Annotated in this window: 12 protein-coding genes; 8 read left to right on the plus strand and 4 right to left on the minus strand. The window is 42.0% G+C overall.

What is annotated here, in order from left to right; genetic code table 11:
* Both ONT18_RS16065 and ONT18_RS16070 read left to right on the plus strand, forming a co-directional pair.
* Positions 1-728: hypothetical protein (locus ONT18_RS16065; protein ID WP_264906952.1), on the plus strand; the 728-nt coding region annotated here is incomplete at its 5' end.
* Positions 729-798: 70 nt separating this feature from the next.
* Positions 799-1,335 (plus strand): hypothetical protein, encoded by a 537-nt coding sequence (locus ONT18_RS16070; protein ID WP_264906954.1) that lies wholly within the window; start codon positions 799-801, stop codon positions 1,333-1,335.
* 290 nt (positions 1,336-1,625) lie between these two features.
* Here the strand turns inward: ONT18_RS16070 and ONT18_RS16075 are convergent, their stop codons facing one another.
* Positions 1,626-1,865, minus strand: coding sequence for a copper resistance protein NlpE (locus ONT18_RS16075; RefSeq protein ID WP_259023695.1), 240 nt, complete (start codon positions 1,863-1,865; stop codon positions 1,626-1,628).
* Positions 1,866-2,103: 238 nt separating this feature from the next.
* Between ONT18_RS16075 and ONT18_RS16080 the strand changes: the two genes are divergently transcribed.
* The 3 genes from ONT18_RS16080 to ONT18_RS16090 all read left to right on the plus strand — a co-directional run bounded on the left by ONT18_RS16080 (position 2,104) and on the right by ONT18_RS16090 (position 6,577).
* Complete coding sequence (locus tag ONT18_RS16080; RefSeq protein WP_264906957.1) at positions 2,104-4,404, plus strand: hybrid sensor histidine kinase/response regulator; 2,301 nt, start codon at positions 2,104-2,106, stop codon at positions 4,402-4,404.
* On the plus strand, positions 4,401-5,717 hold the full coding sequence (locus tag ONT18_RS16085) for a sigma-54-dependent transcriptional regulator (RefSeq protein ID WP_264906959.1): 1,317 nt from the start codon (positions 4,401-4,403) through the stop codon (positions 5,715-5,717). The genes ONT18_RS16080 and ONT18_RS16085 overlap by 4 nt, the downstream gene beginning before the upstream one ends.
* A gap of 230 nt (positions 5,718-5,947) precedes the next feature.
* Entirely contained in the window at positions 5,948-6,577 is a 630-nt protein-coding gene (locus ONT18_RS16090; protein WP_264906961.1) for an RteC domain-containing protein, read from the plus strand.
* Positions 6,578-6,654: 77 nt separating this feature from the next.
* Here ONT18_RS16090 and mobC read toward each other — a convergent pair whose 3' ends face one another.
* From mobC to mobA, 3 genes are read right to left on the minus strand one after another with little or no spacing between them, the layout of a single operon-like run.
* A complete protein-coding gene (gene mobC, locus ONT18_RS16095; RefSeq protein ID WP_264906963.1) occupies positions 6,655-8,658 on the minus strand; it encodes a conjugal transfer protein MobC in 2,004 nt (667 codons plus the stop codon).
* A 37-nt stretch (positions 8,659-8,695) separates the two neighbouring features.
* Positions 8,696-9,949 (minus strand): relaxase/mobilization nuclease domain-containing protein, encoded by a 1,254-nt coding sequence (locus tag ONT18_RS16100; RefSeq protein ID WP_264906965.1) that lies wholly within the window; start codon positions 9,947-9,949, stop codon positions 8,696-8,698.
* Positions 9,934-10,353 carry a conjugal transfer protein MobA gene (gene mobA / locus ONT18_RS16105; RefSeq protein WP_032856281.1) on the minus strand — a complete coding sequence of 140 codons (420 nt, stop codon included), beginning with the start codon at positions 10,351-10,353 and terminating at the stop codon, positions 9,934-9,936. Before mobA ends, ONT18_RS16100 begins: the two co-directional genes overlap by 16 nt.
* Before the next feature lie 749 nt (positions 10,354-11,102).
* Between mobA and ONT18_RS16110 the strand changes: the two genes are divergently transcribed.
* Genes ONT18_RS16110 through ONT18_RS16120 form a run of 3 tightly spaced genes read left to right on the plus strand, consistent with a single transcriptional unit; the run spans position 11,103 to position 12,979 of the window.
* Entirely contained in the window at positions 11,103-11,861 is a 759-nt protein-coding gene (locus ONT18_RS16110; RefSeq protein ID WP_264906967.1) for a ParA family protein, read from the plus strand.
* Positions 11,862-11,866: 5 nt separating this feature from the next.
* The gene (locus ONT18_RS16115) at positions 11,867-12,313 is read left to right on the plus strand and encodes a DUF3408 domain-containing protein (protein WP_264906969.1); all 447 of its coding nucleotides are present in this window, start codon (positions 11,867-11,869) and stop codon (positions 12,311-12,313) included.
* A 21-nt stretch (positions 12,314-12,334) separates the two neighbouring features.
* On the plus strand, positions 12,335-12,979 hold the full coding sequence (locus ONT18_RS16120) for a hypothetical protein (protein WP_259305979.1): 645 nt from the start codon (positions 12,335-12,337) through the stop codon (positions 12,977-12,979).
* The last annotated feature ends 17 nt before the right edge of the window (positions 12,980-12,996 follow it).

Genomic DNA, 12,996 nt, shown 5'->3' on the forward strand with positions numbered 1-12,996 from the left:
CTTATGTGATAAATAATCCTTTGAACATCTTGGATCCAAACGGAGCCGATATTGTCTATGTCAATCTTGGAGGTCAAGAAGTGTATAGGATTAAAAACAAAAATATATACAAGACTTATATACAAACATCTCGTTCTTATACATCACCATCAAAAGGCAATTTGGGGTGGAAAGAAGTGCCAATGCCAAAAATTATCCAAACAAGACCTTCCTCTAATGAAGATGTATCAAGTGAAAAATATCAAAAGAATGATTATTTGATAGCAGCCCGAACGGGTTATTTCAATCAAGCAAAAAATCATGGAATTTTGAAATTATATTCAGAAGGAGGACATGAAATATCTTCTGAAGAAATCAGACAAATTCCTGATTTAGACCCGACTTTAGTAAAAGCTATCTGCATTCAAGAAAGCCATGCCGCCTTGACAAGTTCTGACATTATGACATCTAACAATCCTGGTGATTGGGGTGACGGAAAGTTGAAGAGTGCTTATGGTATGAAGAAAAAAGAAAAAATGAGTGTAACTAATTCTTTGTATTATGGCATTAGAATTCTTGCAACCAAAGGATTCAAAGGTGGTGTGAAATATGATAAAAAAACAGGAGAAACATCATATGAGTTCAAAGGATGGGGAAATGCTACAAATAATTTTAATGGTGGTGGTGTTCGGAATTATCAAAACGATGTTGAAACAATGGTAAGAGAATCTAAACCACGTAAACGATAAATTCCAAAAATAGAAAGTGGATGCATTAAATTAAAAGCATCCACTTTTTATAATAGTAAAAATACGCTTTATGAAAATTGTTACTTTTTGTATATATATAACTATTTGTTTTCTAATTATTGGTTGCCAAAAAAGTACTTCAACTAATAGAGACAACGCCTATGATTCTGTGGAAAAATATGAAACAGAATTAGAAAAATTATGCTTAGAATCGCATAATGGTTCTGTAACATATTCAATAAGAATAAAAACAGAAGACTTAACTAATGATTATGAGTACAAGTATTTAGGTTCATTAAAAATTAAGAAAAATAATTTTAAAGTAATACAACAAAAAATATTGTCAGGTCAGTATCAAGATTCACAAAGAGCGACAGTTTCTATAAGATTGTTCTTAAAGGGAAAATTATATGGAGAATTTACCGGATTGAACAACTTTTACAAGATTAAAATTACATCAAATACTCTTTGTTTATATAATTATGAAACAAAAAGTAGGTCTATATTTGAACTAAAGGATTCTATACCAAATCTATTGTTTTTCCCTTATAATGATAAAGACAGTTTATCAAGTGGAGACATTTTTTATTTTAATAGGTGTCAATAATTTGTGTGATTACGAGAATAGATGATAATATAGTTATAGTTGTATGAAAACATAATTCTTTGGATCACCATATGGATTTTTCTATTTAAAAGATGTTGAATCTATCACTATTTTAATAACTTGTTAGAAAAGCCATAAAGTTTATGCAGGTAAGATTACTCACAATAAAATCAGAAATAGGAACTTTCTAAAACGGATTTTATTGTGAGTGCTTTTTCTTCAATACAGAGAGTAAAATAACTTTGTCAGACTACCGTTCTATAGTTAACACTCTTATTTCCACTCCCAATTTATCCTTTCTTCTTCAGAATATAGTTTTTCATAACCTCTTTTTTGGGTTCGTTACCGAACGAGTCTATCAGAATAATACAATTGCCATCCCTCACCTTATAGAATATGTTGTCACCACTCGAAGGATGCACAAGCATCAAGATATTGCCATCAAGCACTTGGAAGGTACCTCTTAACTTTTCCCGCTCGTTCTGCTTTTCTTTGAATGTCTGTATCAACAGGTAGGAAACTCTTGCCATCCTTTTTCGGTTAAGTCTCACAATCTACACTTTGTCAGCTTTTGGCTTTATTGTCCATTGTTATTATTCAATAATGGTTCTTTCTCTAACAATATGCTGTTTTTACCAAGAAATTACATAAAAGTTGTTATAATATATATAAATATTCGTCTTTAATGCTTCCTGCCATTATCTTTGCCGATTAAAAATGTTAGTGCAAAGCAATAATGAAGTAATAGAAGCGTAAAAAGTAAACAACATGGAACGCAAAGAACAGACCGGGCATATCTGTAGATGGATGGCTTTAGGCATCATGACTGCCATCGTTATCGTAGGATGTACCATTGTAATCGGCCTATTTGAATGGCGCGACAGAAAGGAGATTGAGTGTAGAAATGCAGAACTGCATCAGTGGCGAAAGAATGTGCATGACTTAAACTTGCACATAACGGAATTGTCACTGCTTGGTGAAATGGTTGCGGATTGGGACTCAACAGATGTAAATGAGTATCATTCGCTTCGATTGGAAGTGGACAGTATGCTTGAAGGCATCGCAGGTATTTGTCCGAAAGAAGATTCTGATACGATCTGCCGTCTTCTTGCAGAAAAGGAACAGCTCCTTCTGGATATAAAGGATGCTATGCAGGAATTGAATGCTACTCAAGAAAAGCTGACCGCAGAAGTTCCAAGAATTGTAGAGCAGAATAAGACTGAAAGCAAAAGACTTTCAGCTATGCCACAGCAGGCAAAGCCAAAGAAGCGAGGTTTCTTCAGCAGATTGTTCGGCAAGAAAGAAAATGGAGTAACAACAGGCAACCGTTTAACCCAAACTGAAAAGATGCTCACCAACCTAAACCAAACGGTTGTTGCTAAACATCACCAGCAAAGCCGTAAGGTTGTGGAGATTTTGGATAGTCTGGGAAACAGAAATGAAAGTATCAATAAGCAGTTGCAAAGAGTAATCAGCATAGCTGATGAGAATGTGGATAAAGGCATCAAAGTTCGTGAGCGACAAATCGCAGACTTGGAAGGCAATTACACCTATTATTATATAGGGATGATAGGATTGTTGATATTGGTGTTTTTCGTATTATTCCTATTGGTGTGGCGTTTCGCATTCAAGACACGTAAGAGCAAGGAAGAAACAAGAAAGGTGATGCTGACAGTAACGCATGAGATGCGCAGTCCCTTGTCTGCCATCAAGGATTATGCTCGCAAGATTAGCGGACTTGATGATGCTACGGATGAAAGCAAACGGTATGCCGACTTGATTGTTGACACATCGAAAGGCTTGACTTCTATGATAGACAGTTTCCTGGTTTACTCCAAATTAGCGAATGGAAAGGCGACCGTCAAGGAACGCCCTTTCCGTATGATGGACATTGCCGAGCAATTAAAGATGGAGTATGAACCCTTTGCTGCGAAGAAACAACTGGAATTGAGCGTCAACAATAAGGCAGATGGTGTTGTCAATGGAGACAAGGAAAAGGTGCTTACAATAGGACGCAATCTGCTTTCCAATGCCATCAAATATACGGGAAAGGGTGAGATAGTATTGTCCACAACCTATAAGAATGGTGTGTTCATGCTAAAGGTTAAGGATACAGGAACAGGATTGGATGACAAGCAACAAAAACAAATTTTCAAGGAATTTGCAAGATTGGGAAATGCGGTCACCCAACCGGGATTTGGCTTGGGACTTTCCATTGTCAAGAACCTCGTTTCACTGATGAAAGGAAAAATCGATGTGTCCAGTCACCAAGGGCTGGGAAGTATTTTTACCATTAGTCTTCCTATGGCTACAGCCGAAAAGCAGAATGTGGAACCAACTCAGTATAGAACGAAACGACAAGATTCGTTTACTGTCATTGCCATTGATGATAGCCATGTACAACTGAGTACCATCCGTGAGGCGTTTGCATCAAACGGCATCGTATGTGACACTTGTAATAATGCCACGGATTTATTGGATATGATGCGCAAAAAATCATATGATCTGCTGATAACGGACTTGAAGATGGCTGAAGTGAATGGTATCGAGATTCTGGAAATGATGCGTATGGTGAACGTGCGTAACTCCAAGACCATTCCTGTTGTCGTTATGACAGCAGCACCAAATGTGAGTGAGCAAGAACTGCTTGGCGCTGGATTTGTCGCTTGTCTGTTCAAGCCGATGTCTGACAAGGATTTGATAAACACTGCAAGAAAGTGTGTAAACGGTAAGATTGCAGAAAAACAAATAGACTTCTCTATGTTGCTGACCTACGGCAATGAAAAAGAGACTTTGGAGAATTTCGTAAAGGAAATGACTGACACATTGGGCAGTATCCGTAATGCAGCCCAAGAGGAGAACCGCAAGAAAATGTCCGATGCCATTCACCACGCAAGAAGCTCGTGGATGATGGTACAATCTGACGAGTCTTTGAACTATCTTTTTGACCTGATAGAAGATTCTACATCATCAGACGACGTTATCAACCAAGCGGTTGAGGATGTTTTCGCACATGGTGAGGAAATCATCAAAGCCGCACAAAAGAAAATTGAGGAGGTAACAGCATGAAGAAAGTAATAATCATTGAAGACAGCCCTACATTTTGCAATATGTTGGGCAAGAAGTTGGAGGCAAAGGGATGGAAAACAATCTTATGCTACAATTACAGAGATGGTCTGAAAGCTGTGAGGGAATCCTCTGAATGGGATGTTGTCATTTCGGATATGCGCTTGGGGAATGATAACGGCATCGACCTGTTGGAATGGATGCGTAGTAACGGCTACCAGAATCCATTTATCATCATGACATCTTACGATGAAAGCATGAGTGCCGTGAGGACTATGAAATTGGGAGCAGAAGACTATATACCGAAGAAATTGTTGCTTGATGTAGTTTATGAACGTTTGGAAGAAATCATAGACAAGCAGAAACGACTCGTCGAGTTGAATAACAAGATTGTTTACCGCAAAAGTGAGAAGTTTCGCCGTATATACAAAATGGCAGAATTGTTTGCCAAAAGCGACATGGCTGTTATGATATTGGGCGACAATGGTACTGGCAAAGAACATATAGCGGAAAAGATACATCTGCAAAGCAAAAGAGCCGACAAGCCTTTTGAGGTAGTAGATTGCGGTACGCTTTCTGCAGAACTTGCCGTTTCCGCTCTCTTTGGGCATGAGAAAGGTGCATTCACAAGTGCAGACGCAGCAAGAAAAGGTTACTTTGAATTGGCTGCTGGAGGTACACTGTTCTTGGACGAGATAGGCAACCTGCCGAAAGATGTACAGGCGATGCTGCTGCGTGTGTTGCAATCCAAGAGCTACCGACCATTGGGAGCTATAAAAGACAAAGTGGCTGATGTGCGCATTATTGCCGCCACCAACGAAAACCTGCAAGAGGCAGTTCGGGAAGGACGATTCAGAAGCGACCTGTATTATCGACTTCACGAAGCGGTTATTGAGATTCCACGGTTGCGGGATTGCAAGGAAGATATTATGCCATTAGCTAACTTCTTCCTGAAACTATATGATAGGCATACGGACAAAGAAATAAAATGTATCAGTAAGGAAGCGCAAAGGGCACTTGTAAGCCATACATGGCCAGGTAATGTGCGTGAGTTGAAATCCTGTATCATGCGAGCTATGCTGTTATGCGAGAATGAGATAATAGATGTCGAGGACTTGCAGTTGTCACAATCGGCATTGACAGAAGAGGCTTTGGACTTTGATGAACAAGAACGCAAGATCAATCGAGAGCGTATCTTGTGGGCTTTGAAGCAATGCAATGGCATCAAGCGTGATGCGGCAAAAATGTTGGAAATGAGCCATACTACATTCTATGCCCGTATGAAAGAGTATGGTATTCCTACTAATAAGTTGTAATGGTATAGGAACCGTGTAAGGAAGATTGGACGAGTGTCCGGTTTTCCTTACACTATTTCTGCTTGCAATTTCCTCGTAAAAATCTTATTCTATTGATAAAGTTGCTGATTATCAGGAAATATCATCATCCTATTGTTTAGTCTGTCTTGGAATGGCATAGGTGTTGGACTAATAAATGATGTGCGCACAGAAACATCAAATTAGTACAAACCCATAAAAGAGACAGCAACATGGAATACAACATATTGATAGAGACTGATTTTTTCAACTTGCTGAATGCAGGTCATAAGAACAAAGGTGGTAACGCTTTGGAGAACTCATATCGTGAGTTTATCAAGGTTGTGGTTGATTTATGCAGCACCAACGTGAAGCAAGCGGTCTTTGCACTGTCATACGCAGAGACCGAGCTTGACTTTCATCTGTCAATGCCCCATATAAAGGATTGTTTGGGAACCGTAGGCTTGTATGTGCGCAAGGCTATTGCATTTGTCCGCAGAATGCAAGAGCATGTGTCAGCAACATATCATCTTCATGTGACCACATCCACTCCAGAAGCCTCCCCACCAGTATCATCAGAATCAAAGCCATTAGTAAAATGGACAGGCAATGCCGTTGACCTTGTAGAAATGGTATATGGCATCTGCGTAATGGGAAGCGTGAACGATGGCGATGTGAAGTTCAAGGACTTGGCGCAAGCCATGTACCAGTTCTTCGGCATCAAAGCCAAGGACTGCTATCGTTTCTACACCGACATCAGAAGACGCAAAAACCATAGCCGTACTTACTTCCTTGACAGAATGCAGGAGAAGTTGAACGACAAGATGCGAAAGGATGATGAATTGGAAAGAATGAGACGATAAAAAACGATAAATCCCATATATGTATGCAGGGGCGAGTAACTGAAAGGACAATTCCTAAAAGTTACTCGCTTTATTGTTTATTTCTGTATGAGATGCTTTAAGCTCTCGTCACCTGCGATGCGCTCCAGTTCATCCTTGACAATTTGTTTGACATCCTCCTTGATTTGGTTGTAATTGTCCAGAATAGCTTGCTTCATGCAGTCGTTGCCATCGGCATCCTTGAAGTCGTTAATGATAGGGATAGGCTGATAATGGCTTTCCTCTCGCTTTACCTTGTCGGTGTCAACGACAATCTCGGCATGGAAGATCTTCTGCTCTATGCGCTCGGTGAAGTTGTCGGAAACAGAGCCGACAAACATACCTTGGGTGAGTCCGCTAATCTTGCTTGGCGGAATGAGACTATCCATCTGGGTATTGATAGATGTAGAGACATCCTGACGATTGATGGAAATGGACTGGCGCTTTTGGAGCACCTTGCCGAAACGTTCGGATAAAGTCTTGGCGGTCTCGCCAACGACCTGTCCGCTGAAGATATTACCAACGGTATTGATAACCACCTTTGCCTCCTTGTCTCCATAATCGCGAACCAACTGCGAGAAGTCCTGGAAGCCTAAACACACCGCCACCTTGTTGCTTCGTGCCGTAGCAATCAGATTATCCAAACCCTTGAAATAGATAGTCGGCAACTCGTCAATGATAACGGATGATTTGAGTTGTCCCTTCTTGTTGATGAGTTTCACGATGCGGCTGTTGTACAAACCAAGTGCCGCACCATAAATGTTCTGACGGTCGGGATTGTTGCCGACACATAGAATCTTCGGTTCTTCGGGATTGTTGATGTCGAGTGTAAACTCGCTTGCGGACATCACCCAATAGAGTTGTGGTGAGATCATTCGTGACAGCGGAATCTTTGCGCTTGCAATCTGCCCCGCCAACTGCTCCATCGCTCCACCTTGCCATGCATCCATGAACGGAGATAGGTAGTTCTCCAGTTCGGGATAGCTCGTCAGTATCGGAAAGACATCCTCATATCTGCGATTGAGCAGTTCGATGGCATGGGGAAAGGTACAATACTTCCCGTTCTTGTAGATCCTTAGGTACCAAATGATGGCTGCAAAGAGGATAATCGGACTCTCCACGAAGAAGTCGCCCTGCTTCTGAACCCACGTCTTGTTGAGGTTGAGCATGATGGTGTATGCACTCTCATAAGCATCGGAAATGTCACTCATGAAATCCGGGTGAATGGGATTGCAGCGATGACTTCTGCGAGGATCGTCAAAGTTGATGACATAGAACTGGGGCTTGACCTTATATCCATTCTGATGGTTCATCATGTGGTTGTAGGCAATCGTCGAAAGGTCGGAAAACTTGAAATCATAGATATACATTGAATACCCCTTCTCTATCTGCTGTTTGATGTAGTTGTTCACGACAGCAAAGGACTTACCACTACCCGGTGTACCTAACACGATGGTCGCTCGGAACGGATTGACCACGTTGATCCATCCTCTCTGCCATTTCTTCTTGTAATAGAATCGTGTTGGCAGATTGACGGAATACTCGTTCTCCATGAGTTTGGTTTCCTGCATGAAACTCTCGTTCTCATTATTGAACACATCCTCCATGAGGTTGTGTTTCAAGAGTCTGCTCATCCAGAGTCCTCCCATCAACAGGCAGATATAACCCGCTGTCATTGTAAAGATGTACAGCGTGGCATTGCCAAAATGTGATATAGGCAGAAGCAATATCCACCAGTTGAGGAAGAACAGACAGATACCAACGGCAAGAACCGTAAAAATCTTGTTCCAACTCATCTTCTCTGCCTTCACGCCCTTGGTTCCCAGACATGAGAGCGCCAGGAGTAAAAGCGAGAACAGCTTGGTGTAGAGGATAGAATGAAACAAGCCGCCTGTACGGTTGAAGTTGATCAGGATTCTGTCAACAACCCCGATTGTCACTCCCCACATGCGCATTGCCTCATAGCAATACCAATATACATTCATAATTGCGAGTATTATACTCACGGCACGGAGAAAATCCATTATTTTTCCCAATGCTCTCAAATCGTCTTCTTGTGCCATTGTTTTTCTGTTTTGAAGTTATACCTTGATAATACGATTAAAGGTTTCTCCCTTTTCGTTTCTTTTTCTTTCTGCGTAACTCTCTATCAAATGCTGCTTCCTGTGCCTCGTTGGAAGAACCATTCCCTGCCATAAGTCCAAGACCGCTGCCGTACTCATCGAACAAGCCAGAACCATGATATTCCAGTTCCGGCATTGTGCCATCTTCCTTCGGGATGGTAAGTGGTATCGGCTGCTCATTCTCGTAAGGCAAGGTGAAGTGCTCCTGCAGGGCATTGGCAGAAAGATTCTTTCCAAGCCTTGAACCATTGAAAACGCTTTGGGTGCGGTGATCAATGAATGTTGCTCCGTAGATACGGCCGTCAGCTGTATGGCGGAAAACAACATCAATGCCCTTTGCTTTCAGCAACTCAACGAACTTATCCTTATGATACGTCTGTTTCAAGACAGCTTCCACGCTATGACGGGTCATCTCGGAGAGTTTCTTGTCCTCCTTGAACTTCTTGGTAGAATAAGCGAACCGCTTTTCTATCGCCTCTATACCGACAGATTTATCAATCTTGGAAGCCTTGAAAGGATTTCCAACCTTATTGCCCTGTCCGTCCGTGGCAGAATAGACAAAACCATGATACTCACGACCGCCAACTTCGCCTCTGACTTCCTCCAAGGATATATTATATAAGGAAAGAAGTGCACGGTACTCGCCCAATGACTGGAACCTGTAGGTAGCGCAGAGAGATTTTACTGTGTTGGCAACCTGCTTCTTCACATTGCCTTGGCTTACATCCACCTTACGAAGTGGATTGTCTGCCTGGCGTTGCTTGCGGTCTGCCTTGTGGAGATTGTACTTCTCCTCCAAGTCACGGGTGATAGCCTTGCTCTTATGGTAGTTGTATCGGCTATCCAAGCACTTGCCGTTTTCATCCACCCGGATGGTTACGATGTGCATGTGGTGACGGTCAATGTCCTCATGCTTGTAGACCATGTATGGCTGGTTGCCATATCCCATGCGCTCCAAGTATTCACGGGCAATATTCTCCATCTCCATATCCGTCAGCACATCATCAGGATGCGGATTCAAGGATATATGCACTACAGGCTTCTCTGTTCTGATGTGCGGAGAAAGGTATCGCTGGAAATCACGCAAGGCATTGGCGATGCTCGTCTTTCCAGAACAATCATCAAAGATCTTGTTTGTAGCCAAGAGTTTTCCTTCTTCCTTGTTAATCTTCTCACCATTGTATGCCAGTGCACCATACAATGAACTTCCGAAACTTATCTTTGCGACCATCTTTCCTCAAACTTACGGGTTAGTTCAACAATCTCACGGGTAAGAGAGACCAGTTCCCTGGTGCAGTTCTCCAGCTTATAGAGCAAAGCCATCGCCTTTTTCTCTGAGAAATGACAACGGAGTTCCTTGACAACCTGGTTGTAGTTGTTGCCAATCATTCGGTACTGCGAGTGAAAAGAAGAAAGCTTGGTGTAGTATTCCACCAGTGTCTTGTCCTCGCGCAGCACCTTGAACGGCTCGCCGAAGATGCGTGCCTTGGCAAAAACAGCCTTCGCCTTCACATCAGTCTGCTCATACATGACGAGGAATTTCATCCATTCGTCATCGTCGAACCGAAGCATCACATGGTGCGACTTCGGGTTCAGCTTGGGGATTCGTCCCCCTCGTTTTCTTTCTGTGTTCATATAAAATGGATTAAGTGGTACATGCGGCAATAATGGAATTGCACAAACTATCGTCAGATTGGAACATGGGGAGCCCAACTTCGGAGAGGCTACCAACCCGGCAGGGCAAGGTCTTTGGAGAGTAACTCCAAAGGTTTTGAGTAACTCAAAACATACCTTGCTATGTCTTTGAGGACATAAAAATCCGCTTAGGGTGGATTGAAGTTAGCCTTCGTAAGAAGCTGTCCCCATCCCGAATGGAGGCTGTTCGGGAAATCCAGTCCTTTGCGGAGCATCAAGCCTTAGTTCTTCTCGGAACGATATGGATGCGCCATCCATCGCTTTGCCTTTCGGGTGCAAAATTACGGCTAAAATAGCACCCTTGAAACAGATGCACCCCAGACAACCACTGCAACTATCGGCAACATGCTGCCACAGGATTTGAAAACCATTGTTTTTCGGAAAAAGCGTTGTTACTTTGCAGCCGTAAACATCGAACTAATGATTTGAAAATATGATGAAACAAGCATTTGTAGAAATGAATAAACCTGTCATTATTGCAGTATCGCCTTGCATCAATGATGCGCTACTGACGTACAGACTTACTGATTCACTGTCGTACTGTCGTATGGAAATGATGAAGCACTGCAATGGTTCAAGGTCTCCATAATGGAGCAATGACTTATTGACATGGACACTTATGTGTTCATATCATTAAATTGGCAGAAAATCATGGAAGTGAGTTATCAACAAATTAAAAAGTTAAAGATATGAGTAAAACAAGATTTGTAGCTTTTGCAACACAGAAAGGTGGAATCGGAAAATCCACCATCACAGCTCTTGTAGCCAACTACATTCACAATGTTAAAGGTTTCAATGTAGCAGTCATTGACTGTGACGAACCACAGCACAACATCGCAGACCTGCGTGATGAGGAAATGGAACTCATCAAGGACAGTGCTTATTTCAAGGCACAAGCTTGTGAGCACTTCAAGAAGTTGGGCAAGAAATCCTACTGCGTCATGAGAAGCAATGCGCTCAATGCGCTTGATGACGCAGAGAGGGTGTTGGAAGATTCGGAGGTTGAGCTGGACTTTATTTTCTTTGACATGCCGGGAACAATCAAAAGCGAAGGTGTCTTGAAAACATTGTCTCAGATGGATTACATCTTTGTTCCTATCAGCGCAGACCGTTTTGTGATTGAAAGTGCATTGGGCTTTGTCCAACTATTCAATGATAACCTAATGACTCCCGGTTTGGCAGTCACCAAGGAACTTGCCTTTTTCTGGACGATGGTTGACAAACGAGAACGCACGAATTTATATGAAGTGTATGAAGGAATGTTTGCTTCTCTCGGCTATTCACTTCTCAATACACGACTTCCAGACAGCAAGCGTTTCAGAAGAGAACTGTCGGAGAATCGAAAGGCTGTGTTCCGTTCCACCATCTTCCCCGCAGACCCGAATCTGTTGCGAGGAAGTGGCATCAAGGAATTGTCTGACGAAATTTGTGAAATTATAAAAACATAATGCCTATGGTAAGCAGAAAAATTAACACCGATGCAATAGATGAAAGTCTGCTCATTGCCTCTGTTGGCAAGAGCAAGATAGGCACGACAACGGCATCCATCCTTAATGGAGCCTCTCAATACCAAGTGAGGGATACCGAAGAGAAAGAAGAGGGTGAAAAGAAAAATCCACGTTCACTGATGGATAAGTCTGCAGCCCCACGCAAGCCATCCAAGGTTTCTTCTGAAAGTTATGATGCTGCATTTCTCAAACGAAACGAGATAAAGACTCGTCAATGCGTTTATATCAGTCGTGAGATACACAAGAGAATTTCGAGGATTGTCAGTGTGCTCGCAAAGCATGAGTTGACTGTCGGTGGTTATATCGACCTTATTCTTGAGAAACATCTTGAAGAGAACCAGGAAGAAATTAACGGCTTACTAAGAAAAGAGATAGATGATTGGAATGTGTGACTAAAAATGAACAACATGACAATGGAAAGTATATTCATGATAGTCTTGGTTGCATTCAATGTCTGGACTATCTATTTTTACAACAAGTTGCTCCTTGAAGTTGCGAACAATAAGGAAGAAGAGGAAAAGCCACCAATCGACCCTATGGCACTCGTTGGCAAAAGCCTTTTCAAAGTGTCCCAACTGCGAAAGAAAGAAGAAACGGTACAGAAGCAAACTGAGTCAGAGCCTGTGTCTGAGAATGACGTGACATTCGAGGATCCACCAAAGAACACGGCAAGGATTCCTGATGAACTACTGGATGATGTGTTTACAAATGTCCGCATAGAAGATGTCGGTGTGAAGTATTCAGACGATGAGGACGATGCCGATGTACCGCAAGCAAAAGGAACAAGTTTTGAGGACATAGATACAGCCGTGAAGACGGTCAAGGCTTCAAAAGCTACGGACAAGGAGAAACGACATGCAGGAAAGGTCTTCCACGAGATGGATGGTAACCAATTCTATGAGAAATTCATGGAGAACAGCAAGGAGTGCAAGAAAAACATTCATGATTTTGTCACCTTCTACCTGCAAACTCACAAGATAGAAGAAATATCCAAGTCAAAGAAGGTGTTTAAAGTGCCAGACAGCATAGAGGACTTCAATATCCTCGATTTTGTATAACAATAAAAAATGAGAAT

This window comes from Segatella copri, from assembly GCF_026015295.1.
Lineage (GTDB): Bacteria > Bacteroidota > Bacteroidia > Bacteroidales > Bacteroidaceae > Prevotella > Prevotella copri_C.